This window comes from Arthrobacter sp. MYb221 (assembly GCF_002979835.1).
Classification (GTDB): Bacteria; Actinomycetota; Actinomycetes; order Actinomycetales; family Micrococcaceae; genus Glutamicibacter.
Genome location: NZ_PCPW01000017.1, coordinates 52745 through 76465, shown reverse-complemented (window position 1 = coordinate 76465; position 23721 = coordinate 52745). Strand labels below are relative to the sequence as shown.

The window sequence follows — 23721 nt, the reverse complement described above, 5'->3', positions numbered from 1 at the left end:
CTATCGAAGAAATTAGAACGCTGACAGGCGAGATCACTATTGATCCAAGCCAGGTCATTGAATTTGAGTGCCAAGGCCGCGGGGTGTGCGGTCCCTAGGAGCTTTGGTCTTTCTGGTGCTCTTGACGGCCCTGATGGCAGGCTTCCTGAGCTGACGTCACCTCGACGCGAATGCTCTCCATCTCACGGTCGATGCGTTGGGCTTCGAGATTTTGGACCGTGCCCTCGCGTTTCTCTCGGCGCTCACATATATAGTCCCGCTTATGGGCGCCTAAAACCGCCACTTGGAGCTGCGATTTAGCCGTCAAACGAACCCAACAGTCACAACTTGTAAAGTGGCGGCTTTAATATCCCAAAAACGATCGTTATTGAACATGTGCCAACATGGCAGTTATTCCACGCAGATAGTCCTATTCATCAAAGGTATTGAAGGCTTGGACTCTGATTATCGGCTGTTCCAGCAATATAAGTCCGGCGCCGAGTGCTACTGCCAGACCCCTGTCTGTCAGGGTTGAGTGAGACCAGTCCCTCATAGCGACCCCCGCCTCACCCCAGACAGGGCGAGAACAAGGAAACTCAGCGCACCATGAGCATCACCACCTTGAAGCAACCAGCCCCTGATGTGTCCGAGAATAGAAGCATGGATTCTTCTCCACGCCCGGACCAGCCCCGTCGCCGTACCATCAGCCCCGCTCAGAAACTTGCCTACCTTGAAGGCTATGACCAAGCCATCCAAACAAGTGAAGGCGGCAGCTACCTACGCGCCAACGGGATCTACTCCTCCCACATTGCTGAATGGCGCAAACTACGCAACGCAGGGATCCTCGACGAGCACGCCACCACAGCTCAGGGCGGAACGGCACGGACCACGAAGAGCAAACTCACCAAAGAACAAGCAGAAATCGCACGGCTGAAGAAAGAATTAGCTGCCCGCGACGCGAAACTCGCGACCACGCAAACCGCGCTAGACATCATGGGTTATGCCGAGAATCGAATTATGCCGATGTTTGCTTGATGTGCCTCCTCAGCCACGGGTGTCAGGCTGATTTCTCGGAATAAGAATCAGAGTTCCTCCAAGAAGGATAAGAGCGAATCCGGAGGCTTGTATCGTCCCGGCCCGGTCGCGGGCGGTGCCGTGCGGTCGAGGGCACGCTGCTTGATGGTCATGTCCGCGTGGAGGTACGCGCGAACCGATTCCTTGCTGGAATGACCAAGCCAGAGCGATATTGTGGCCGAGTCTATGCCAGCGGCCAGCATCCGCATGGCACAAGTGTGCCGCAGAACATGAGGGGTAACGTCCTTACGTTTCAAGGTGGGGCAGTCCGTAGCCGCGGTGCGCTGATGAACAACCAGACGTTGAGCGATAGCATCGGGGCTCATCGCGTGGTGGTCTCCCTGGGTGGGAAAAATGGGACTGCTCGTTCCCAGCTGCGCATTCTCATCCCACCAAGTGGTGAGCATCGAAACCAGGCCTGAATTCACCGGTGTGCTGCGCTCCTTGCGACCTTTGCCCTTGCAATCGACGTAGGCCGGAGCGTGCAGTTGCAAGTCTGTCCACCGAAGGTTGATGAGCTCCGAGACACGCAACCCGGTATGAAGCAGGAACTGGATCATCGCTTGGTCCCGTCGTCCGGTCCAAGTTGTCGTTTTTGGTGCCGCAATCAGTGCTTTGGCTTCGGCATCGGAGAGGTAGTCGATGTCTTTCGTAGCCGTGTTCTTGGGTTCAAGCGCCAAGACTCTGCTGATGAGATCGGCGTGTTCGGGGTGTCGGTAGGCGGCAAAGTGGAAGAACGCATGAATTCCCGCCAGCCGGGTGTTCCGGGTGGACGGGCTGTTGCCACGCACATCCTCCAAATAGGCGAGGAACTCCGTGATGTGTTGAACATCGAGGTCCGCGAAATCCAGAGAGCTCGGTTCGAAGCGGTGCTTTTCGAAGAGAAAGGTGAGCAGCAGTCGCCACGTATCCCGGTAGGAGATCAGCGTGTTGGGGCTAACCGACTTCTGGCCCATCAAGTAGCTGGTGAAAAACGCTTCGAAGGTTGGCACGATGATGGTCATGGCAGCAAGACTCCTTGATGTTGGGCGGTGCTGACTCGCTCCTCGACCAGGGCCAGTAGCTCGGGTACGGATGAGAGATACCAGTAGGTACTTTCCGGGCTGACATGCCCGAGATAGGTGGCCAGGACCGCGATCCTAACGTCAACGTCAATGCCGTCCCGATAGGCCTGAACCAGGGCGTTGGTCGCGAACGAATGCCTTAGATCATGCAAGCGAGGGTTCTTGCCTCCGGGTCGTGGCGTGTAGCCAAGATTCTCCCGTACGGTACGAAATGCCGCCTGCAGGCCTGTGGGATGCGGTCGGATTCCGGTGGAACCGATGAAGAAAGAATTCACCTCAGCGCTGGGTATGGCGGCACGACTGAGATAGAGATAGTTTTTCAGCGCGGCCACCGTGCTGGGGTGGATCGGGACGAGCCGGGTGCTGTTGTTCTTTCCGCTGACCGTCAAGATGCCGCTGGGCCAGTCGATATCCGCGAGGTTGAGCCCTAGGCATTCACCGGTCCGCATCCCTGTTGCAGCCATCAGGCCGATCAAGGTCTGCAAGGTCAGCCCGCGTACGGCCGGTCGAAGTGCAAGGGCCCCAATCATCATTGCCTCCACTTGGGAATCACTATAAATGTAGGGTTGCTGCCGGGTGGCGCGGGCGGGAATGAGTCCCGCTGGAATCAACGCGGCCAACAGCGGGTCATGGGCATGAACGTAGGCCGCGAAACCCCTGATCGCACTCAAGTGTGCGGCCTTCGTCGGGTTGGCAGCGGCGGTCGGCAAGCACGCCCAAACCACGGCGGTGTCTACCGTCAGGACTTCTTCGTTGATGTCGTGGAGGTAGTTCAGGTACCGGGCAATCATGGCTTCGGCCGCCTTTAGCCTATGGCCCATGGCGTGCCGCAGCTGCACATATTCGTTCAGGTAGCTGTCGAGTGACCGGTTCATGGCCGAGACCCAGAGATTTTCGGCTCCGCCGCCACCGGCCATGGCCTGACCAGGCTTCGCAGGTCCGCGAGGTGGACCTTGGCGTAAATCACGGTGGTTGAGGGGCTGGAATGGCGCAGTATTTGGGATGCTTCGGTCAATGTTCCTCCGCTGCCCAGTACCTTGGTGGCCAGACTGTGGCGCAGGCGATGTGCGCCGATCCGGGAACCGATATTCGCTCGTGATGCGCGAACTGTGACCATCTGGCTGATGGGTCCGTGGGCGAGGGGTCCATGCGGTGCGGGAACTTGGAGGAATATGTGGCGATCGCAGGACACTGGACGGGTTTGGGTCAAATAGTCCACGATCGCTGCGCCAGCATCTACCGGGAGCGGTATGCGTTCGACGTGTCCGGCCTTTCCCGGCACCCTGATGGTTCCGGAGTGCCAATCAATATCATCCAAAGTGAGATCTTGAACCTCACGGGCACGCAGGCCCATTCTCGCCATAATCAGCAGCAATGCCTGGCTGCGCAATGGCTGGACTTCGCGCGTCGACGGGCCGGCGAGGAGAGCATCGATTTGGCTGATATCCAGAAACTTCGGAAGTCCTTTGTAGGGCGAGTAGGCGACCGGGCCAATACCTTCGGCGACGGGCTGGTCGATGATTCTCTCCAGAAATAGCCAGCGGAAAAACGCGCGAAGCGCTGTTGCTGCAAGCCGGATCGAACCCACCGATTGGGTGGCCCCGCGAAACAGCAAATAGTCCGTGACGTTAACTATCGACATCGATTCCCAGTCAGATCCGTCATGCCCCACCCTCCACTTCAGGAACGGTCTGACCTGGTTGAGGTAATTCAGCACCGTTGTTCCTCGCAGAGCCCGCTCAGTGACCAGGTAGTGCTCGAACAGGGACAGGATTGCTTCTTGGGCCGAGAACGTCGGTGGCGGGTCCGCAGTGCGTTCAATGCCGATGGATCGGAGGAAACCGGTAAATGCACCCAACGCGCGCGATGTGTGAAAGTTGTGGTATCGCAATCGGCGCTCTGCAAAGAAAGCATTGATGACATGGTCCGACAATTCCTGGATGCTCAGCCCTTGCGCATCCATCCAGCGCGATAAATGAGCAACAAGCTGGAGCTGATTCGACGTCGAGTCGGGCGAGTAGCCTAGCCTCGTCAAATAGATGTGGAAACCTGTTGCCAGCGGCGCCAGTGGACCAACGATGACAACCTTGTATGGATCTCCCATGGCCTTCCTCCTTCCATAGAGATGGGAAGGTCAAGTATCCGCTCAGTATCGTCTTATTCCGAGAAATCAGCCTGACACCCGTGGCTGAGGAGACACATCAAGCACACATCGGCATAATTCGATTCTCGGCATAACCCATGTAATTCCGATATCGGAATTACATGGGAAAAGCACACGCGCTCTTGGAGCAGATCTCGAAGAGCGCGGATTCAGAATAGACTCCCGTGCGTTCATGAAAAACGTCTTTGACCAGCTCGTTGAGTCTGGGATTTCGACTCGCCGAGCCAGTTCTCTGGCTGGTGTCAGCCGAGCCACGATGGCCCGCCACAAGCGTGCTGAACGTTTTCCACGCAAGCCAGTTGATGCGCCTCGGCCGGCGCCGGCGAACAAGCTCACCGAGGCTGAAGAAGCGTTGATTCTTGAAACGTTGAATAGCGACCGGTTTGTGGATCAAGCACCAGAACAGATCTATGCTGTGCTGCTCAGCGAAGGGACCTACTTGTGTTCGGTGGCCAGCATGTATCGGCTTCTGCGTCGGGAAAAACAAGTCGCTGAGCGCCGGCGGCAGGCACGTCATCCGGCCCGGAAAGTCCCTGAATTAGTGGCGTATCAGCCTGGTGAGGTCTTTTCGTGGGACATCACCAAATTGGCGGGTCCGCGCAAAGGGACCTACTTTGATGCGTACGTGATGATCGATATTTATTCTCGTTATATCGTCGGGTGCCAGGTCCACTTGCGGGAGTCTGGGGCGTTGGCTGAAGCGTTCATGAAGCAGGTTTTTGCTCAGGATCAAGTCCCGCAAGTAGTTCATGCTGATCGGGGGACGTCAATGACGTCCAAACCGGTCGCGTCGTTGCTCTCTGATTTGGACGTGTTGCGTTCGCATTCCCGGCCGAAGGTGAGCAATGACAATCCGTACTCAGAGTCGTGGTTTAAGACTTTGAAGTATATGCCGGTATTTCCTGAGCGGTTCGGTTCGCTGGAGCACGCCAGGGATTTTATGGGCCGGTTTGTTCATGCGTATAACACTGAGCATCGCCATTCAGGATTGGGTTTTCATACTCCTGCCGACGTGCATTTCGGGATGACTGGGCACGTGGATGACCAACGCCTAGCGGCGTTGGAAAAGGCATGGGCGGAGCATCCTGAGCGGTTCAGTAAGAACCGGTTGCCGAAGAAAATGTTGCTGCCTGAAGCGGCTTGGATTAACGAACCGATCAAGCAGGAAGAAGGAGAAAAGATGTTGGCCTAAGACTTAGTGGTCTCACTTGACTTGAAAATTTCCGGACCGACAAATAACGCTAGATTCTCCTCAGCCCACACGTTAAGGATTTCGCCGAGCTCGTTCAGTGGCGGGAAAATGCCGTTATCCCTGATGCTCTCTTCTCATAGTGACTGGCTGAACCACTGCTCAGGAAGAGCAATATGAGCAGCAGCGAGGAGAGAATCAAGAGAGCATGAATCAAATTCGAACTGCGGCTGCGAAGTACCACGGTACGACTCTATGCATTGTTGTCACCTCAATGTCGAAATGTGTTAGTTGTCTTCTTTTGCAGTTTTCCCTAGTCCCGTTGTTTCGCGGTGAGTGTGCTTCGTGCACGCATGAAAATGCTCCCTCAAAAGTGTCGACTTTTTACAGTCCAATTTTCGGGGAGCAGTTCATTTCACAGTCCAACTATCGGGGAGCATTCCACTTATAGGAGTGGATTGCACCATCTACTGATGCACAGTTCGTGCACGCGTGTATTTATCCTTACTTGAGCAGACTATTCACGAGCTGAATAGGGGTGGACTCTTCGAGGAAGAAGTACAAGTAGATTTTCAAAAGTAGGCTATCCATTTCCTCTGAAGAGATAAGACGGGCTTCGGGGGCACGAAGCGAAACCACTATGGAAGCGACATTCATGATGGCTTTATTATGCTCACCTCTGGAAAGGTTCTTGTTTCTGAAAGATTCCAGATACAGAAGAGCCAGATGGCGCAATACGTCTACATCTGCTTTGCTGTTAGTCGCAATCGTTGAATTCGTGGCACGATTCATTGCGTCAATTGCCACGTCAACTTCAGGTAACGGCAAGCACTGCTGATTCAGTTTGAGAAGAGCATGTTCTGTGAATATTGGGTCTTGATGGCCATTCGCAGAATAGTCAACCTCACTCCGCTCTCCTGGGAAATTATCCACCACAGTTGTATCGCCTCCAGCCTGAAGCGCCTGTTGCGATGTAGCCTTTGCCAGCGATGGTTACACGTCCTTGTGACACTGAATTGAATTCAGCAACATAGCCGGTTTTGCACGTGTAATCAGTTTCAACTTCGTTGTGGAACTCTGTTTCACTGGCGACAATGGTTCCGCTACCTGGAGCTCCGGCTTTCTTTTTATGGATATCTAATTCGATTCTGTGCGAAAAGGCTTGGTCGCAGCGGTTGTGCGCCCATCCGGACACATGGCTGTAGTTGCTGCTGTTCGGGGTATGGTACTCACCTGTTACTAACTTGCACCCACCAGGCAAAGCAAATGTTGTTGCTGCTTTATTCGAAGATGCTTCAGGCACATACTCGGTAGAGCTCACACTAAGAATGACTCCTCCTCCATCCTGCTCTACTCGTTCTGCAAGCAATTCCAAAGCCTGCTTCTCATCTTGGTTCAATCTGTCCACATCAACGTAGGAAACATCTACCTTGACGTTGCTGGCGTCAATCCCAAAATGCGAAATCGGCTCTACTGAGTCGGTGGGGCTATTCGTTGCTGCAATAGCTGGGGTCACCATCAAGGAAGACGCCAATAGAGCTATTGCGGCGATGGAGCCAAAGGTTTTAGATTTCAAGAGATGAAACCTTTCTTGTGTTGGAACGCTGTCTGGTCGTCGAGAGACGGTGAGGTCATCTTGGATATGAACTCAATTTTAATAGTAAAGGCAAATGTGTAAATCGTCATCTAGGTTATGACTTTTTCGGCTCTTCAGGGTTCCGGGTGTAATCGCGATCTAAAACCACCGCTATTGACTCACCCTGAAAAACTGATCAATTTCCAACCTGACGAATGAGTTCGTCCAACCTGTCATCGCGATCCTGCAAGGCTTGTTGATCATCTAGAGAACGCGTCACGATCTTCTCTTCTCCCCCGCGAAACAGCGTCGTATCGCCGACTTCGAGCCAAGCTGCATGCTCACCCTTGCCGTGGTATTTGCCTTCACAGGAGCACGTGCAGTCATTGCCTTCAGCTGTCTGGTATCTCGTATCGCACTGCTCGGCCGTGCTGTAGTGCATCTCAATGAATACGAGTCCATCGCGGATAGCGACCGCTTCGGCAACGTCCGTTAGATGTTGACGTGCGATCGTCCAATACCCTTTCCAGCCCGGTTCCCCAGGAGGGGCCCCAACCCATGTCGGTCGGATGGCAGCGCCAGTTGCCGTTCTAAACAGTTCCCTGTTCGTCGGCTGTCCAGTTCGGGGAGCGCGCAAACCCCTTACCTGAATCCGACCCCTAAGTGGGCGAATAATTGTCGCAGTCATAAAGGCATATTACAGACCCACCTACTGCTCTAGCCACCGATTCCAGAAGGTGTCCGCCCCTTAGTCCAGATATTTGATTTGCGTATCCTACACTCAAAATATTTAAATATCACTACTAGTTTAAAAATCTAAATATACATATTTTGGTCTTGTCACTGCATCTCAAAAGGGAAGGTAAGACAATGATCGGATTGAAGAAACGCCTCACAGGAGCCGCATTAGCGCTGGGCATTATTGCTTCGGGCGCAATTGTAGCGGCCCCTGCCGCGCAAGCTGCCACCTGCGGCTATTACGCAAGCGGGGGATACAGCTACTACAACCACTGCGGTTCTGGCAATGCCTACATCCAGATTGACCAGGTTGTAGGAAACTACGAGCAGTGCGTCGGTCCAGGCACAACTCTGCTGCGGAAACAGGACGGTGGAATCTACTCAATCACCAACGCCTTCTATCTTCGCTCTTGCTAATTGTCATAGAGTGAGTAGAGAGAATCTCTACCCAATAGACAAGTAAGGTCGTTGCCAGTGCTAAAGCAGAAATACTTAATTCAGTATCTTCTCCCGCTGGCAATGACCTTACTTTTTCTGTGTCTGGCGTTATCTCGCGTGACCTACATGCCCGTAGATTTTTTTGTCTACTACGACGCGGCGCGGCAGGCTTTCACTACCGAGAATATCTACGCTCACAATATTTTCAGCGGACAGTTGCCAGATGAGGGGTTGCCGTTCGTCTACACCCCTTTCACCCTTTTACTCATCCAGCCTTTCGCTTGGCTCCCACCAATGCTGGCCTGGGTGGCCTGGACCTTCGTCATGCTTTGCGGACTCGCTTGGGCGCTGAGATTCCTCGCCCGCTCTATCAGCCAGGATCCCTCATCCAAGTTTGTTATCGCCCTGTTTCTCCTGCTGAGCGGAACGACAGTGATCGCTCAGCATCTTGCTTTCGGACAGATCAATATCCTGCTAGCTGTTGCCTGCCTCTATGATCTAGCGGCTAACAAGACACAGCGGATTTCTTGGCTCCCACGTGGCTTATTGACGGGCATTGCAGCAGGAATCAAGCTCACTCCGGCATTCTTTCTGTTTTATCTTTTGATCACTCGCCAGTTCCGAGCAGCAATGTGGATGTGTGCAGGAGGTCTGGGAACCCTGGCCATCGGCGCTGTACTCTTCCCCGTAAATACATGGCATTATCTGAGCGTGGAGATCCTGTCGCTAAGCGACAAAGTAGATCTGGGCAGCAACTTCGCAACGAGCGGGAACAATTCCATTTCCGGCGCTCTCGCATACTTTTGGCCGGATGCACCCCTAGCAGTCAAAGCCTTCTTCATCTTAGGCGTAGCCACGACAGCTCTGGCCCTTGCTTACCGCTTACACAAAGCACAGCGAACACTCGATGCAGTTCTTATAGCCGGTGCAAGCATCCAATTGCTCTCACCGGTTAGCTGGATACACCATTGGGTGTTCCTGGTGTTTATTGTCCTGCGTCTCTCCCTGAACGCCCGCACCCGGCGCTGGGGATTAACAGGACTGCTCTTTCTTCTTATGCAACCAACCGACCTCGGAGATTGGATGCTCACGTCGCTACCTGAGAATATTATTCTCACTGCGATTGGTACAGCCCTCCGCGAAGGTTTGCTCCTGCTGACGCTGGCTTTGGGAGTCGTTCTCGCTCTGCGGACTAGTTCGTTCGAAATCTCAGAAACAGGTACTTCTAATCCTGCACGACTACCCGAGGGCCAAAGCAGCAAGCGATAGTCTTAGAGCGGATCAACCAGCTCAAAAACCATCGTTTTCGGTGTGGCATCTACTGCGTCCTCACCGAGGATTCACAGCCGCCACGCAACGACGAATCAAATCCTGATCTTCACCTTCCTGCACGCTCGTAGCTCCGCACCAGCGAGAACCATCGGAACTGACCGCAGTGAAGTGATTAAACCCTGGGCCTTGCCCACCGTGCCCAACAACTACTGGAGGTAGACCGCGCGTCATAAGTCCCAGCCCGTATCCAGCTTCCGGCGACATTGGATGATTCTGCGGAGCACCAACCAAATGGGTTTTCAACATTGCTTCAGGCAAAGCCGACCCCAGCTCATTTCGCATGATTAATGCAATACCGCGTGCAGCTTCATCGGGCGTGGCAGCGAAAGTTCCGGTGTACACCCATCCTGGGTTGTAATTGCGCAGTTCTTCAGTGATCGCGGGATGATTGCACTGTTCCCAATCATCAGGGCAATCAAAAGGGGACGCTTGAATACCAAGAGGGCTAAAGATCAAGCTGTCGAGCACGTTGTAAAAAGGCTTCTGGTGGAAATCTTCGAGAGCTAAGCGTAAAAGTAGATACCCGATATTTGAATAGCGAAATACGCCGGGGTTTTGCACCTCTGCACGAGCGATAATGTCCTTTGAGTCCCAGGGTTCTGCGGCGTTTTCTACTGCTGCTCGATAGTCCGGCCAAACAAAGTAATCATTGAGCCCGGAACGGTGAGAGAGCAAGTCTTCGAACGACAGAGACTTCAAATGCGCAGGTAACCAGACTAGGCGATCACCGATGTGTTGTTGAGGATTAAACGTCAAAATAACGGCGGCGGCGGTGTAGGATTTCGCGATGCTGTAAATAGGGACCGTATGCTGCATGTCTCCATTCTGACACCCGGTACCGACAAAAGGGAGAAGTGCCCAGCTGAATCGGCTTCCTAAACGATCGTATTCGGTGCGCATATTCGGCATTCTAAGATCAGGAAAAGATCGTTCCGATTCACTCCCTCAGAAAAATCAACACGCCTCTGCACATCGGTGTACTGCGCAAACGGCTTCCCCGAACTGTCCCGTAGAACGTTCCCCCTGCTGGGACTGCACGAACCGACTCTTAGAGCTGCAACTAAACCGCCAATTAAAGTTATCAGTCACACCGGAGGTTTTCATCTGACGCAACGAATCAGAACTCCCGGAAGTAGTGGCAAGTCCTGGCAGGGTGCGGCGAGGATACCGGCGAGCGCTAGCCGCTAGTAGTGAGCGTCGCGGTCCAGCGCGCCAACGCCTGGGCGAAAATCTCGGGCTGGTCAATATGCGCGTTGTGTCCGGCACGGTCCAGTTCGAGGAAGGAAGCGTTGGGGTAGCGGACCAGCAGCGCCTTGGCGTCCTCGAACCCGACGATGTGGTCTTGCCTTCCGCAGGCGATGAGCACCGGAATCTGCGAAATCCGCTCGCGGTCCACCGGCAGCGTCTCCAAGAAGTAGCGGGTGGACAGATGCGCCATGGCGCGCAGGTCAGCGGCGAGCACTCCGGGCAGCACATGGCGCTCGAATTGTTCCCAGTTCGCGCGGGTCTGGATCACCGACATCTGCGCGTAGTGCCCGGCATTGACCGGACCCAGCTCCTCGAGCAGCAGTTCGTCTTCGTGCAACACGCTGCGCGCCGGCACCGTGCGTTCCTCGGCCGCCGGTCGGGTCACCGGCGCCAGCAGCACCATGCCGCGCACCTGGGATTCGAAGCGGTCTGCCATCTCCTGGGCGAGCAGGCCGCCGAGCGAATTGCCGATCAGCGCGAACGGGCGTGCCCCCAGGTGGTTTTGCAACAGCTTCTGGAGTCAGGCGGCGAATTCGGGCAGGCCGGCGCGGCCCGCCAAGGCTGGAGTCCCACCGAATCCGGGCAGGTCGATGTAGATGCGCTGCAGGGTGCCGGCAGTTTCCAACTGCTCATCGAGGGCGAAGAGGATCCGGTGGTCCACCCCGTTGCCGTGCACCAGGACCACCGGAAATCCGGTGCCGTGGACCGCGGCGATGCCCTCGGGCAGGGGTTGGGCCGGCTGTTGCTCTCTCACGATGTTTCCTTGCCTTTGGTGGTTCGCTCCAATGGAGACGAGACTAATCGCTCGTGTCGCGCCGGGCAATGAACACGAACTGCCGCCCGGGCCTATCCGGAGCATCCTGCACCGTCTGAACCGAGAATCCCGCGGCTTCCACCGTGCGCGTCAGCTCTTGGCGAGTGCGGTAGCGAAGTGTGGAATGCGAGACCAGTTCGCTGCCCTCCTGCTCGAAGCGAAAGGTCTCACGGAAGCTGAGCAACTCATCGGCGTAGTCCAGCACTTCGATCCAGGTGCTGACCGGCCCCAGCCGATCGATCAGAGTCGTTTCGCGGGTCAATTCCGGCGTCCAATTCAGCCAGGCACGCGCTTCGGGCCGCCGTGCCTCGAAAATCAGCCGCCCGCCAGGTTTCAGCAACTGCGCGATGCGCTCCAGGGTCTGCTGCCACTGGAGATCGCCGGTGAAAACCATCGCGACATTTGCGGTCATCACCGCCACGTCATAATCTCCTGTCGGCACGTCCGCCACCGTCCCGTGCACCCATTGCACCAGCGGTGCCTGGGGCTTGGCGCCGGCCACCGCCAAGCTGGCGCCCGCAGGATCGACCCCCGTGACCTGCAGTCCGCGCGCGGCCAGTTGGCAGGCGAAGGTTCCGGTCCCGCAGCCCACGTCCAAGATCTTGCGCGCACCCAACGAGTCGATGATCTGCGCATAGGGCTCCAGATCGCTGCGGTCGGCATCAAGCGGGTCATAGAGCTCGGCGAGGCGCGCATCGACGAAGCAAGCGTCGGCTTCAAGCTCCTGGCTCATAGGTCATTTCCCGCCGCTGGCAGGACACAGAATTCGTTGCCCGAGGGGTCCTGATAGACGCGCCAGGGCAGTTCGCCCCAATTCGGATGCAATTCCGTGCCACCGCGGCGCACGATCTCTCGGGCGAGCGCCTCGGCATCATCGGCGGCTTCCAAACGCACGTCCAGGTGCAGTCGATTCTTTTCCGGTCCCTTGGCCAGCGGTTCGGGGCATATTTCCAGCACCGGCCCGCGATAGCTTGGATGGCGCAGCGTTCCGGGCCGGCCAAGCGCGGTCTGCTCCCAGCCGGTGAGCCAGGACCAGAAGGCGGCGTCGCGACGCACATCGGAGGAATCCAGGGGCAGCGCGGCGATAGGTCCGGTATTGCTATAGCTTGCGCGGCCTTCCATGACGCAGAAGGCGTTGTCTTCAGGATCGCCCAGCACCACCCAAGGGACATCCTGCTGCCCGATATCCTTGGGACTCGCGCCCAAGGCGAGCGCGTGGGCGATCACCTGTTCTTGCTCCTGGCCACCGAGCAGGTCCAGATGCAGCCGGACCGGATCCCGCGGAGCTTCGGGAACACGTTGAAAGCACAGGTCGAGGGTCGGCCCGTCGGGGATGTGCAGGCGCGTTTCGAATCCGCTGGCATCCTCGTCCAGAAATTCGCAGCCCAGCAGCTCTTGCCAGAATCGGCCGAGACGCTGCGGATCCACCGAGTCAAAAACTATGTTTTCCAGGTACATGCGCCCAGCCTACCGTGCGAGCAGTCGCTGGATCGTGCGCCCCGAAATCCACCGCGGGACCTGCTCCTGGTAGCGGCGATAGCGCTGGCCGAAGGCCCTTTCGAGCGCTGCTTCCTCGGCGGGAATCTGCACCCTGTCCAACAGCAGCACAACTCCCGCGGCCGGAAGCAACGCCAGCGCGCTGCGCCGCCACAGGGCGTGCGCTACGAGCAACCCCGCCAGGCTCAGATACATCGGATTGCGAGTCAAGGCGTTCGCCGAGTCCGTCACCAGATCGTTCACCGAGTCCAAGCCCACCGGGTTGATGGTCGTTTGCCGGCGGCGGAAGGCCCGGAGGCTGGAGATATCCAGCGCCAAGCAGACCGGCAACAGCAATCCCGCGAATACTCGTGAGCGCGGCGAGCTGTGGCGATGGCGCGACAGGAGCGCCTGCAGCGCACCGGCGCCCAGCGCTAATACCGGCGGTGGAATGCGCAGCATCGACATGGCTCCTCTAATTCGCGGCTCCGTCTAATGCTTCGATGCTACGCTCCCGGCTAGAATTTCGCGCCCCTGCCCATCTCGTGAACAGGCACAAGCAAAGGTAGGATCGGCATAACCGGTCGGCCCAATATTTTCCAGGAGCATGCATGTCCTATCTAGTCGATTTCAAAGAGGTGAGCACCGCGGGTCTGGAAAGCTCACCGGTGGCCGATGCCCTCGCCGGATTGCGCGCCAATGAGGCCCGGTACCTGAAGAATAAGTTCGACCACGACCTCTTGCTCAGTGCCGCCCAAGACGTCCCCGAAATTGTCGACTGGGTGCACCGCATCCTCGCCGACGAACGCGACCTGCAGATCGCATCCCCGGTGCTGCAGGCGAGCCTCTTCGAAGCCGATGGCGCCAAACGCGCCTACCTCTTCTACGAATCCGGTCTCTCGATCAATGTGCTCTACTCCCTGGCACCCGGTGCGAAGCGTGCGGTGGGATTCAAGCTCTCCGAGGGGATGGACGTGCCCGAGGAACTTGCCCAGCGCTTCAAATTCGCCCGGCAGAAGTCGAAACTTGCCGGAACTATCCGCGGATCCTACTTCGTGCTCAAGGGCGAATACTAGCGGTCCGGCGGAGCTCCCTAGCCAGCAATCGGAATCGGCTCTAGGCTAAGAGCCACCGGGCCACGCTTCGGACCCAGAAGCGGCTCAACTCACCGCACCGACGAGGATACGAGCATGTCGAGTTCCAGCACCCCGACCTCCGATTCCACCGCATCTGGTTCGCCGCCGCGGATCCGGCGGCGGATCTTCGCTTGGGATCCCGGCCGCGACACCGTCATTGCCTTGGGCACGCTGCTGGCGTTCTGGGCCTGCTATTGGGCCGGCAGCGCGTTCGGCGGCGGGTTCTTGATTGTCGGCATCCTGCTTTTCGGCACACTCATTCCGGCGCTTACCGTGCTTAGGAAGCGTCGGGAAGGCTGGGCCGGGCTCGGCATAACCCGCAGATTCCTTCTCCGCTCCCTGATCATCGCCGCGCTCCTCGGGGCCGGCTCCGCCTACCAGCTCATCACCACTGCCGCCGCGCAGCAGGTCGAGCTCCTCCCCCACCTGCTAGCCAACCTGTTGGTGTTTTGGGAGCCGTTCTTCGTCTTCGGCTGGCTCTATCTACGCTGGGAACGCGCCTTCGGCTGGCTGCCGGCCATCGCGCTCACCGGCCTCGGTTTTGCCCTGCAGCATGTGGGATCGGTTCCGCTGCCGGTGGCGCTGAGCTTCGGATTGATCGCCCTCGCCTTCGCCATCGTCTTTGCCTGCGTGCGTAACCTCGCGATCCTCTGGCCGCTGTTCTACCCCGTGGCCAGCGGCATCGGCACCCTGCAGTCGGGCTTGGCAATGGGCTGGGACGGTGTCGGCTCCGGCGCGTTCCTGCTTGCCGCGCAGGCAGTGATCCTCTTTTTCGTCGTCCGCGGCCTCCGCACAAAACTGACCTTCTAAATCCCAAGGAACCCACCATGGAGCAATCCTCAGCGTTGGAAATCGTCAAGAACTATCATCGGGCCTGGACTTCGGGCGATGTCGAGCTGGCGATGAGCTATGTCGCCGAGGCCATCACCTGCCGGGCGCCGGGCCTCGATCTGGAGGGCAAACAGGCCTACCGGCAGTTCATCGCCGGGTTCGCGCCGCTGCTGACCGGTACCGCGCAGATCGCCGAATTCGCCGAGGGCAACCGCGTGGCGCTGTTCTACTACCCGCAGACCGCCAGCACCTCCTCCGCCGTGGCCGGCGAATGCTTTACCGTCTCCGACGGCCAGATCAGCGACAGCGTGCTGGTCTTTGACCGGATGTCCTATGCCCCGCCCGAGCCCCGCTAAGCGAGGGCAGAGATGATGCACACGGCCCAGCAGCTGCTCATCGAGCGCATTCGCGAGAAATTAGCCGGCGAGCCGGTCCTGCGCGAGGTATCGATGTTCGGCGGCCACTCATTTATGGTCAACGAGAAACTACTGGTCGGCGCGCTCAAGGAAGGGGCGTTATTGGTTCATGTTGCCCCGGCGAACCACGCCGAGCTCTTGCTGAGCCCCGGAGCCGGCCAGGCGGAAATGGGCACCGGACGGAGCATGGGGCCGGGCTGGATCCAGGTGGACGCCGCGAGCCTCGAGAAGGACGAGGCTTTGGCTTCGTGGCTGGGCACAGCCCTGGAATTCAACCGTGCGCTGACCGGTGGCGGCCGCTGAACCCGACGTTGGACTACTCTTGCGGTACGCTGCCCACCTGCTTGGCGGGCACTCCCACGACGATGGCCCCGGCCGGCACGTCCTTGGTCACCACCGCCCCGGCACCGACCACCGCGCCATCGCCGATGCGCACCCCGGGGAGCACCGTCACATTCGCGCCAAGCCAGACGCCGGCGCCAAGCACCACCCGTGCCGGGTGCATATCCGCGCGCCGGCTGGGCACGATGTCATGGTTCAACGTGGTGATCACCGCGTTATGCCCGATCAGCGACCCCTCGCCGATCTCGATCCCGCCCTGGTCTTGGAATCTGGCGCCGCTGTTGACGAACACGTTCTCGCCGAAGTGGATATTCTTGCCGAAGTCGGCCGTAAATGGCGGAAACAACTGGACGGATTCTGGCACCTCTCTCCCGGTCAGCTCGCCGAGCAGCGCACGGACCGCCGCGGGCGAGTGGTAGCTTCCGTTCAGCTGAGCGGCGATGCGCAACGCCTCCTGGCTCGCGGCATGCATCGCCTGGTGATGCCCGGAACCTCCGGTGATGCTCTGGCCCGCGTTCAGGGCGGTTAAAAGTTCCTCGAGTCCTGCAATGTTGCTCATGGTCTTACGCTAGCGCACCGCGCATGGACTTCGGCCACAATTTCCCTGCAAGCAATCTATGCTGGGTTGCCCCCTTCGCCGTCAGGAGCTGCCCGTGTTGATCACCGATCCGAACGCACCGATTCCCGTTCAATTGCGCAACGAGGAGTTCTTGCTGCGTCCGCTCACCGCCGAGGACGCCGCATTGGACTACGCGGCGGTGATGGAAACCCGCGAGTCCTTGCGGCTCTGGGAGCAGGACCCGTGGCCGGCCGATGACTTCAGCGTGGCGGAGAACCGCGAGGACCTCATCGAGCATGAGCGCTTCCACAAGGAGCATCGCGCCTTTACCTACACGATGCTCGATCCCAGCGAAACCGAGTGCCTGGGCTGCGTGTACGTCTACCCGCCCGGCGCCAAATTCCTGGCCAAATCCACCGTGAGCGCGGTGGGCCCCGGCGCCTGGGCGGAGCTGGAGGCGGTCATCTATTTCTGGGTTCGTGAATCGCGGCTGGAATCCGGGCTCGATGAACGCCTCTTGGCTGCGCTGCGCCAATGGTTCGCCGAGCAATGGCAGCTGCGCGACACCGTGTATGTCATCAGCGAGCCCTACGCACATCAGCTGCAATTGATCGAGCGCAGCGACCTGGAACTGCGGTTCAGGGTGCGCGAGCCCGGGAAATCCGCGCCCTACCTCGCCTTCGGCTAGAGCCCTGCGCCGCCTTTGCGAAGGAGGAGGGTACCGGAGAGCTCGGTGATGCGTATGCGTATTTCGCAGGTGTTAAGCGGGGTTGAGATTCGCGCTTGTTTTTGGAATGGTGGCACCCACGTGCCCTGATCTTGGCATGTCCGCAACCGGAAGGAGAGCCTCGTGCTCACACTGACCGACCAGGCAGATACGATCGTTACCGCGATCGTCACCAACCAGTCCGAGGCAGCAGATGCCGGACTCCGAATCCATCAGTCCGAAGGTGCCGGAGCGCCGAACGAAGCAGCCTTCGCGGTGCAGATCGTTCCCGCACCGGAACCAGCCGACGTGGTAGTTCGCGGCGAAGGAAGCCCGGTTTACCTCGACGAGCTGATCACCGATGAGCTCGACGACAAGGTGCTCGACGCGGCCGTAGACGAGCAAGGCGCCGTCAGCTTCCAGATCCTCCCTAAAAGCTAACCTCGGTTCGCTCCTTAAGCTTCCCGCGAGGGTCGCCCAGCCGGGCGGCCCTCGCAGGCTTTGTGGGCATCAGCCCAACGCTTCATCCGAATTCCCCGGTCGCAGAATTCGCAGATCCCGCAGATGCGGGAAACAATGGCACTATGCCTTTCGCCGATCAACTCATCGGTGCCGATGTCGCCGAACAGCTCGCCCATGAGATCCAGGCCGTCATCCCGGAGCGCCCCTTGCAATTCCTGCCGGCAGCCAGTGCCGCTCTGGCCGAGCTGAGCCTGCGCGAACGCGCCGATGCCCTGCGCGATGCCCTGCTGGCGGAATTCCCCGAAAACTACGCGCGGCTGGCAACGGTCATTCGAGAAGCCTGCGAGCGTTCCGCGACCTTCACCGGTTGGATGATCTGGCCGGTGACCAGCGCGGTGGCGACTCGTGCGGTACGGGAGAATACCTCCGCGGCATTCAACGACGCTATGGCCCTGCTGGCCGCGCTCACCGGGAGATTGACCGCGGAGTTCGCCATTCGGACGCTGCTCATCCATGACCTGGACAAGGCCCTGGAGATCGCCGAAGAGTGGACCCGGTCCCCCGACGAGCACGTGCGCCGGCTGGCCAGCGAGGGCACTCGCCCCTATCTGCCCTGGGCGGTTCGCGTTCCGCAGCTCACCGCGATGCCCGGCCGCACCATCCCCATCCTCGATGCGCTGTACCGCGATGAAAGCCAGTATGTGCGTCGTTCCGTGGCGAACCACCTGAACGACCTGAGCCGCGATGCTCCGCAGCTGGTCACGCAGACCGCTCGCCTCTGGCTGCAAGCTCCCGAGAAAACCACACTGCCGCTGGTGAAGCACGGACTGCGTACCTTGATCAAGCGCGGAGATCCCCAGGCCCTGGCGGTCCTCGGCTTTGCTCCGGCGACGCTGGAGATCGACGGACCGCGGCTCGGCCAGCAACAAGTTCCATGGGGTGGAAGCGTGGAATTCACCGCGGCCATCCGCAATACCGGCGCCGAGCCGAGCGCGCTGGCCATCGACTACCTCGTCCACCATCTCAAGGCCAACGGGTCCACCAGCGCCAAGGTCTTCAAACTTGCCACGCGCACCTTGGCACCGGGCGAAAGCCTGGACATCGGCCGTTCCCATTCATTCCGGGCGATCACCACCCGCCGGTATTATCCAGGGCTTCATGGGATCGCATTGCAGATCAATGGGGTTCCCACGCACCCCGTGCGCTTTGAGCTGCTCGCCGAGCAGCAAGGCTGACATAGCGCGGCGAGCGGGGCACAATGTGGAATATGGATTCCAAAGAGATGCTCATCCAGCTGGCTACGCGGCCGCTGTCGGCCGCCCGAAATCTTCCACCGCTCGGCGCCGCGCAGCTCAACGCGCATCCTGCGGGACACCCGAATTCAATTGCCTGGCTGCTGTGGCATAGCGCCCGGGAAATCGATGTGCAATTAGCCGAGCTCAACGGCCGGCGCCAGGTCTGGGAAGACTTCAGCGAGCGGTTTGAGCTCGGCGAGATCGGGATGGGCTTCGGCTACGGGCACAGCCCAGAGCAGGCGAGGAGCATTGTCGTCGAGGACCAGCAGCTGCTGCTCGACTACCTCGAGGCAACGCTCGCCGCGCTGAGCTGGTACGTCCGAACCTTGGGCGAAGCGCAGCTCGGTGAGATCGTCGACCGCGCGTGGGAGCCGCCGGTGACCCGCGGGGTTCGGCTGCTCTCCATGCTCGACGATGCAATCCAGCATGTCGGACAGGCCGCCTACGCGGCCGGGACCCTGGCCTGATCGCTGAAGCCACCTCTGGGGCCGGCCGCTATCCCAGGGGATCGGTCATCCTCGATCGGGAAGTTAGCCATCCCGATCGAGGAGTGCACTCCAGCGCAAATTACCTTTCGCGACGGGCTACTTGACCCATTTGGCCAGTTCCGCCGCGGAAAGTTCTGCCAACCATATTTGCCATAGCGGGCCGAAGGTCACGCGGCGAACTCCGAGCGAGCCGAGCTCCGCAAGGTTCCCTGCGCCGTGGGCTTTGACCGGATGAGCGGTGACGTTGACCGGGATCTGCACCGCGTCGACAAAGCGCCGGACCTGTTCGGCGGTGCTCAGCCCCACGGGGTAAACCGCCCGTGCGCCTGCCTGCTCCATGAGCTTCATCCGCGCGATCGCTTCTTCGGCGGGGTCCGCGAAGACGTCGGTACCGAACTTCAACGCGTCGGTACGCCCATTGATGACAAAGGAAACACCCGCCTCATCGGCGCTCTGGCGCGCGGCGGCAATGTAATCGGCATGTTCCTGGCGATCGCGCACGCGCTTTGACTCGGAGTGCACCACATCCTCGATGTTCGCACCGGCGGCGCCAGCATCGAGAAGCCGCCCGATTAGTTCCGCTGGTTCCAGTCCGTAGCCGGATTCAACATCGACGCTGACCGGGATGCTGACCGAATCCATAATGACTTGGCTGTGGCGCAAATAATCCTTGAAGTCCATCTTTTCGCCATCTGCGCTGCCCGTGGCATCCGCTACGGGGTGGCTTCCGATGGTGAGACCTTCAAATCCCGCACTGACCGCAACATTGGCGCTCCAGGTATCCCAAACCGTGGGAAGAACCAAAGTACGGCCGGAATCGTGCAGGTCGGTGAGCTGCTGGGCGAGCTGTGTGACATCAGACATGTGGGTTCTCCTTGGAGTCGCTGAACAAGGCTCAGCGTACCAGTGACCGTATCCGCACTCTAGGGTGGCTTCCAATCAGTGTTTTAATCCCCGCGAAGCCTCCCGAGCTCTTGTAATTTTCTCCACAGTAGGCAATCGTTCAACGTAGGAGAAAAGGAGAAAACGGTGGCGATGCGCTCGGGACGTAAGCATGATTGGGCAACGATCCCCAACGCCATCACGGTGCTCCGCTTCCTGCTGGTCATACCCATCTGCGGCTACCTGATCTCCGATACGCGGCCGGTGCTCACCGCCATCTTGCTGCTGGCCTTCGGCCTGAGCGATTGGATCGACGGTTTCATCGCACGCAAGTTCGGCCAGGTTTCCCGGCTCGGCATTCTGCTCGATCCCATCGCCGATCGCCTCGGCATCGTTGCCATCGCCATCGCCTTTGTGCTGAACGGATCGGTTCCGCTGTGGATCGGGTTGGCCATCTTCATCACCGATCTGACCTTGCTGTGCACCTACTTCTTCTTGCGCCTGTCTTCCCCGCCGGAATCAACATGGCTTGGAAAGATCAGAACAGGGATCATGATGCTGGGCTTGGCCTGTGTTGCGCTGGGGCGCATCGATCAGCTTTCGGTGCTCTTCACCCCGGGTGTCTACATTCTCGCCGCTGGCGCCCTGCTGCATCTGTTCGTCGGTTTCGGCTACCTGCGGATCATGCGAAACGTCGCCAAGGAACAGCGCAAGGCACCCTAGCCAGCAGGCTTCCGCGATTCGGCTTCCCTTGGAAGGAAGTTGCACGGCGATCCTGTCCCGCTCCGCCACTTATCCGGCGCTCGGTCAGTGGTCACTGCACTCATCGCTGCACGACTCTGCCTTCAGTTCCCCGGTGAGCACGGCCACCGGTGCGGCACAGCAGGCATCGCCCTTCCACGCTTCGACTCCTTCGCGGACGGCAAAGACGGCGATCACGAGTGCGGCGACCGAGTCGGCCCATGCCCACCCGAGCAGGCTGTTGAGCAGCAGGCCGGCGAGCAGGGCGGCGCTCAGGTAGGCGCAGATGAGGGTCTGCTTGGAATCTGCGACCGCGGAGGCGGACCCGAGCTCGCGGCCCGTGCGGCGCTCGAACCAGCTGAACAGCGGCATGACGATCAGGCTCAACCCGGCGATCGCGATACCCACCGGGGAGTGTTCCGGCTCGCGCAGCCCGGAGAGCGAAAGCACGGCATCCACCGAGACGTAGGCAGCCAAAGCGAAGAACGAGACCGCGATAACCCGCAGCGCGGTCTTCTCCCGGCGTCCGGGGTCGGGCGCGGCGAACTGCCAAGCCACCGCCGCGGCAGAGAGGACCTCGACGATCGAGTCCAGTCCGAAGCCGATCAGCGCCGCCGAGGAGGCGGCCGAACCGGCGATCAGCGCGATCACGGCCTCGATCACGTTCCAGGAGATCGTGATTGCCACGACGATCTTGATCCGCCGCCGCAGCACGTCCCTCCGTGCCAGCGTGAGCTCCGCGGCCATCACTGCACGGCACCCTTTGCGCAGCAGCCCGGGACCACACAGGCCGGATCCAGGCACGTCGCGCTTTCGTCCACGGCCAAGGTCACGTCCACGAGCGCGGTGAGCGCCGCGGCGAGGTGCGGGTCGGCGATCTCGTAGCGGGTTTGCCGGCCCTCGGGTTCGGCGACCACGATCCCGCAATCGCGCAGGCAGGCCAGGTGATTCGAGACGTTCGAGCGGGTCAATTCCAGGTCCCGCGAGAGCACCGCCGGGTAGCTCGCCCCACCGAGCAGGGCCATCAAGATGCGGGAGCGGGTCGGATCGGCCATGGCCCGGCCGAGCCGGTTCATGACATCCAGGCGAGAAGCAATAGTCAGCATACAATGACTATACAGCGCATACTGACCTATATGTCAGGGGCTCCAGATCAAGTGCCCGATCCCCTTGACATCGCCATGTGCCGCTCAACCGGCCCACTCGCTGCGCAACAAGCCATACACCCAGGAGTCGGATACCACGCCATCGACGATGCAGTCCTCGCGCAAGGTGCCTTCCAAGCGGAAGCCCAGTTTTTCGAGCACCCGAGCCGATGCGGCATTGCGGGTATCGACCTCGGATTGGATGCGATTGAGGTCGAAGGCGCCGAACGCCCAGCGCAGCAGGGCGTGTCCCGCTTCCGTCGCATAGCCGTTGCCCCAGGCGGCCTGGTTGAGGCAATATCCCAGAGAAGCGCTTCGAAATGCCGGATTCCAGCTGTTCAGCGTGCACCAGCCGACGAATGCCTGGTCGGAGCGGCGTTCAATGGCCACGCGGGCACCGCTGCCTTCCTCCGCCATTTTCCTGCACCCCGCCATGAATCGGGCGATCGACGCCCGGTCATCCCAGGGCGGCGAGTCCCAATAGCGCAGCACCTGGGCATCGCTTTGCAAGGCGAAAAGGTCCTCCGCGTCGGCATCCGTGAAGGGACGCAAGCGCAGGCGTTCGGTCTCCATGGTCGGGGTCGGCAGAATCATGAAATCATTCTGGCACAATCTCGAGAATCTCAACCCGGAGCCTGAGGTTGAAGTCGTGGATCGGCCCGGCTCGATTCGATTGTCGCCGCGAGGCCCGGACCGTGGGGATTCAGGCGCTTGCAGAACCATGCAGACCGTCCAGAAAGGCCTTGGCCGCCGGCGAGAGGTTGAAGCCGCTCCACGCCAGGTACTCGATGCGCGTCGGCCCGTCGCTGATCGGGATGGCGCGGAAGTCGCCGCTGTCGGGGATCACCGCCGGGGAGAGGAGCGCGATGGCGAGGTTGCTGCGCACCAGGCCCAGCATGAGGTCGGTGCTCATCGCCTCGAACGCGACCTCACGACGGATCCCGGCCGCCGCGAAGGCAAGATCCGAGGGGGCTCGTCCGGTTGTGCCTACGGGGAAGTCCACAAACGTCTCCTCGGCCAGCTCCGCCAGCCGCAGCTCGCGTCGGCCGGCGAGCTCATGCTGCGCGGATACGACGGCGACGAGCCGTTCACGCGCCAGCACGCTGGCGTCGACCCCGCCGTGCGGTATCGCCCCGGGGAGCCCCAGCACGGCCACATCCATGCTTCCGTCGGCGATGGCTGCGATGAATTCGTCGCTGCCTCCGCTGCGCAGCCTGATCCCCACTGCTGGATGTGCACGGTGGAAGGCTCCAAGCACCGCGGGAATGTCGAGCGCCGTCACCGTCGGAATCACCCCGATGGTCAGCGTGCCGCGGATCTCTCCGGTCGCGGCGGCGGCAGCCGAGACCGCGCGTTCGGCAGCCTCGAGGCTCAGCCGGGCCGAGACGAGGAACGCTTCGCCGGCGGCGGTGACTTCGACGCGGCGGCTGGTGCGGGCAAATAGGCTGAGACCCAGTTCGCGTTCCAGGGCCTTGATCTGGTGGCTGAGCGCGGACTGCACCACGTGGCAGCGCGCGGCGGCGCGGGTGAAGCTGCGTTCCTCGGCGACCGCGACCGCATAGCGCATCTGCTGAAGTTCCATGCATTCATGATTGCAGTTCATCGATGGCATGACAACAATGTGTT

Annotated in this window: 29 protein-coding genes and 2 pseudogenes; 13 read left to right on the top strand and 18 right to left on the bottom strand. The window is 59.6% G+C overall.

Annotated features, from left to right (window positions below):
* Nucleotides 1-585 precede the first annotated feature (585 nt).
* Nucleotides 586-978, top strand: a pseudogene (locus CQ015_RS16820) (IS3 family transposase); the annotation flags it as partial.
* An 83-nt stretch (nt 979-1061) separates the two neighbouring features.
* On the opposite strand, the gene CQ015_RS16815 reads toward CQ015_RS16820, so the two are convergent.
* Genes CQ015_RS16815 through CQ015_RS16805 form a run of 3 tightly spaced genes read right to left on the bottom strand, consistent with a single transcriptional unit; the run spans nt 1062 to nt 4221 of the window.
* Nucleotides 1062-2057, bottom strand: a complete 996-nt coding sequence (locus tag CQ015_RS16815; protein WP_096288504.1) for a tyrosine-type recombinase/integrase — start codon at nt 2055-2057, stop codon at nt 1062-1064.
* Nucleotides 2054-2992: a tyrosine-type recombinase/integrase gene (locus CQ015_RS16810; protein WP_176484276.1), complete on the bottom strand. Its 939-nt coding sequence runs from the start codon at nt 2990-2992 to the stop codon at nt 2054-2056. Before CQ015_RS16810 ends, CQ015_RS16815 begins: the two co-directional genes overlap by 4 nt.
* Nucleotides 2989-4221 (bottom strand): tyrosine-type recombinase/integrase, encoded by a 1233-nt coding sequence (locus tag CQ015_RS16805; RefSeq protein WP_096288508.1) that lies wholly within the window; start codon nt 4219-4221, stop codon nt 2989-2991. The genes CQ015_RS16810 and CQ015_RS16805 overlap by 4 nt, the downstream gene beginning before the upstream one ends.
* Before the next feature lie 154 nt (nt 4222-4375).
* Here CQ015_RS16805 and CQ015_RS16800 point away from each other — a divergent pair.
* Nucleotides 4376-5473 (top strand): annotated as a pseudogene (locus CQ015_RS16800) (IS3 family transposase); the annotation flags it as partial.
* Nucleotides 5474-5974: 501 nt separating this feature from the next.
* Here the strand turns inward: CQ015_RS16800 and CQ015_RS16795 are convergent.
* From CQ015_RS16795 to CQ015_RS18815, 3 genes are all read right to left on the bottom strand, one after another.
* The gene (locus tag CQ015_RS16795) at nt 5975-6403 is read right to left on the bottom strand and encodes a hypothetical protein (RefSeq protein ID WP_128471010.1); all 429 of its coding nucleotides are present in this window, start codon (nt 6401-6403) and stop codon (nt 5975-5977) included.
* Entirely contained in the window at nt 6396-7046 is a 651-nt protein-coding gene (locus tag CQ015_RS18820; protein WP_146114087.1) for a hypothetical protein, read from the bottom strand. The genes CQ015_RS16795 and CQ015_RS18820 overlap by 8 nt, the downstream gene beginning before the upstream one ends.
* A gap of 196 nt (nt 7047-7242) precedes the next feature.
* Nucleotides 7243-7488: a hypothetical protein gene (locus CQ015_RS18815; protein WP_096288823.1), complete on the bottom strand. Its 246-nt coding sequence runs from the start codon at nt 7486-7488 to the stop codon at nt 7243-7245.
* Between the two features lie 428 nt (nt 7489-7916).
* On the opposite strand from CQ015_RS18815, the gene CQ015_RS16790 reads away from it, so the two are divergent.
* Nucleotides 7917-8201 (top strand): DUF6355 family natural product biosynthesis protein, encoded by a 285-nt coding sequence (locus CQ015_RS16790; RefSeq protein ID WP_096288825.1) that lies wholly within the window; start codon nt 7917-7919, stop codon nt 8199-8201.
* A 57-nt stretch (nt 8202-8258) separates the two neighbouring features.
* Nucleotides 8259-9491: a glycosyltransferase 87 family protein gene (locus CQ015_RS16785; protein ID WP_096288827.1), complete on the top strand. Its 1233-nt coding sequence runs from the start codon at nt 8259-8261 to the stop codon at nt 9489-9491.
* 60 nt (nt 9492-9551) lie between these two features.
* Here the strand turns inward: CQ015_RS16785 and CQ015_RS16780 are convergent, their stop codons facing one another.
* The 6 genes from CQ015_RS16780 to CQ015_RS16760 form a co-directional block, all read right to left on the bottom strand.
* Nucleotides 9552-10454 (bottom strand): serine hydrolase, encoded by a 903-nt coding sequence (locus CQ015_RS16780; protein ID WP_176484297.1) that lies wholly within the window; start codon nt 10452-10454, stop codon nt 9552-9554.
* 277 nt (nt 10455-10731) lie between these two features.
* The gene (locus CQ015_RS19145) at nt 10732-11310 is read right to left on the bottom strand and encodes an alpha/beta fold hydrolase (RefSeq protein WP_219844326.1); all 579 of its coding nucleotides are present in this window, start codon (nt 11308-11310) and stop codon (nt 10732-10734) included.
* 12 nt (nt 11311-11322) lie between these two features.
* Nucleotides 11323-11556 carry an alpha/beta fold hydrolase gene (locus CQ015_RS19140; RefSeq protein ID WP_219844325.1) on the bottom strand — a complete coding sequence of 78 codons (234 nt, stop codon included), beginning with the start codon at nt 11554-11556 and terminating at the stop codon, nt 11323-11325.
* A 43-nt stretch (nt 11557-11599) separates the two neighbouring features.
* Entirely contained in the window at nt 11600-12349 is a 750-nt protein-coding gene (locus tag CQ015_RS16770; protein WP_096288833.1) for a bifunctional 2-polyprenyl-6-hydroxyphenol methylase/3-demethylubiquinol 3-O-methyltransferase UbiG, read from the bottom strand.
* Nucleotides 12346-13074 carry a VOC family protein gene (locus CQ015_RS16765; RefSeq protein ID WP_096288835.1) on the bottom strand — a complete coding sequence of 243 codons (729 nt, stop codon included), beginning with the start codon at nt 13072-13074 and terminating at the stop codon, nt 12346-12348. The genes CQ015_RS16770 and CQ015_RS16765 overlap by 4 nt, the downstream gene beginning before the upstream one ends.
* 9 nt (nt 13075-13083) lie before the next feature.
* Nucleotides 13084-13554 (bottom strand): isoprenylcysteine carboxylmethyltransferase family protein, encoded by a 471-nt coding sequence (locus tag CQ015_RS16760; protein ID WP_219844324.1) that lies wholly within the window; start codon nt 13552-13554, stop codon nt 13084-13086.
* A 149-nt stretch (nt 13555-13703) separates the two neighbouring features.
* Between CQ015_RS16760 and CQ015_RS16755 the strand changes: the two genes are divergently transcribed.
* From CQ015_RS16755 to CQ015_RS16740, 4 genes are all read left to right on the top strand, one after another.
* Nucleotides 13704-14168, top strand: a complete 465-nt coding sequence (locus CQ015_RS16755) for a phage tail protein (protein ID WP_105650687.1) — start codon at nt 13704-13706, stop codon at nt 14166-14168.
* 114 nt (nt 14169-14282) lie between these two features.
* Complete coding sequence (locus CQ015_RS16750; RefSeq protein WP_096288839.1) at nt 14283-15038, top strand: hypothetical protein; 756 nt, start codon at nt 14283-14285, stop codon at nt 15036-15038.
* Nucleotides 15039-15055: 17 nt separating this feature from the next.
* Nucleotides 15056-15415: a nuclear transport factor 2 family protein gene (locus CQ015_RS16745; protein WP_096288841.1), complete on the top strand. Its 360-nt coding sequence runs from the start codon at nt 15056-15058 to the stop codon at nt 15413-15415.
* Between the two features lie 12 nt (nt 15416-15427).
* On the top strand, nt 15428-15778 hold the full coding sequence (locus CQ015_RS16740; protein WP_096288843.1) for a TfoX/Sxy family protein: 351 nt from the start codon (nt 15428-15430) through the stop codon (nt 15776-15778).
* 13 nt (nt 15779-15791) lie between these two features.
* Here CQ015_RS16740 and CQ015_RS16735 read toward each other — a convergent pair whose 3' ends face one another.
* Complete coding sequence (locus CQ015_RS16735; RefSeq protein WP_096288845.1) at nt 15792-16376, bottom strand: DapH/DapD/GlmU-related protein; 585 nt, start codon at nt 16374-16376, stop codon at nt 15792-15794.
* A gap of 94 nt (nt 16377-16470) precedes the next feature.
* On the opposite strand from CQ015_RS16735, the gene CQ015_RS16730 reads away from it, so the two are divergent.
* From CQ015_RS16730 to CQ015_RS16715, 4 genes are all read left to right on the top strand, one after another.
* Nucleotides 16471-17064, top strand: a complete 594-nt coding sequence (locus CQ015_RS16730; RefSeq protein WP_255248532.1) for an N-acetyltransferase — start codon at nt 16471-16473, stop codon at nt 17062-17064.
* A gap of 162 nt (nt 17065-17226) precedes the next feature.
* Nucleotides 17227-17523 (top strand): Fe-S cluster assembly protein HesB, encoded by a 297-nt coding sequence (locus CQ015_RS16725; protein ID WP_096288849.1) that lies wholly within the window; start codon nt 17227-17229, stop codon nt 17521-17523.
* Nucleotides 17524-17666: 143 nt separating this feature from the next.
* The gene (locus CQ015_RS16720; protein ID WP_105650697.1) at nt 17667-18779 is read left to right on the top strand and encodes a DNA alkylation repair protein; all 1113 of its coding nucleotides are present in this window, start codon (nt 17667-17669) and stop codon (nt 18777-18779) included.
* 32 nt (nt 18780-18811) lie between these two features.
* On the top strand, nt 18812-19306 hold the full coding sequence (locus CQ015_RS16715) for a DinB family protein (protein WP_105650686.1): 495 nt from the start codon (nt 18812-18814) through the stop codon (nt 19304-19306).
* A gap of 117 nt (nt 19307-19423) precedes the next feature.
* Here CQ015_RS16715 and CQ015_RS16710 read toward each other — a convergent pair whose 3' ends face one another.
* Nucleotides 19424-20191 carry an isocitrate lyase/phosphoenolpyruvate mutase family protein gene (locus tag CQ015_RS16710; protein WP_105650685.1) on the bottom strand — a complete coding sequence of 256 codons (768 nt, stop codon included), beginning with the start codon at nt 20189-20191 and terminating at the stop codon, nt 19424-19426.
* 171 nt (nt 20192-20362) lie between these two features.
* Between CQ015_RS16710 and CQ015_RS16705 the strand changes: the two genes are divergently transcribed.
* Nucleotides 20363-20932, top strand: coding sequence for a CDP-alcohol phosphatidyltransferase family protein (locus tag CQ015_RS16705; RefSeq protein WP_105650684.1), 570 nt, complete (start codon nt 20363-20365; stop codon nt 20930-20932).
* 84 nt (nt 20933-21016) lie between these two features.
* Here CQ015_RS16705 and CQ015_RS16700 read toward each other — a convergent pair whose 3' ends face one another.
* The 4 genes from CQ015_RS16700 to CQ015_RS16685 all read right to left on the bottom strand — a co-directional run bounded on the left by CQ015_RS16700 (nt 21017) and on the right by CQ015_RS16685 (nt 23677).
* On the bottom strand, nt 21017-21697 hold the full coding sequence (locus tag CQ015_RS16700; RefSeq protein WP_105650683.1) for a cation transporter: 681 nt from the start codon (nt 21695-21697) through the stop codon (nt 21017-21019).
* Entirely contained in the window at nt 21697-22056 is a 360-nt protein-coding gene (locus CQ015_RS16695; RefSeq protein ID WP_105650682.1) for a helix-turn-helix transcriptional regulator, read from the bottom strand. Before CQ015_RS16695 ends, CQ015_RS16700 begins: the two co-directional genes overlap by 1 nt.
* Nucleotides 22057-22140: 84 nt before the next feature.
* A complete protein-coding gene (locus tag CQ015_RS16690; protein ID WP_105650681.1) occupies nt 22141-22689 on the bottom strand; it encodes a GNAT family N-acetyltransferase in 549 nt (182 codons plus the stop codon).
* Between the two features lie 109 nt (nt 22690-22798).
* Nucleotides 22799-23677 carry a LysR family transcriptional regulator gene (locus tag CQ015_RS16685; protein ID WP_105568818.1) on the bottom strand — a complete coding sequence of 293 codons (879 nt, stop codon included), beginning with the start codon at nt 23675-23677 and terminating at the stop codon, nt 22799-22801.
* Nucleotides 23678-23721: the final 44 nt, after the last annotated feature.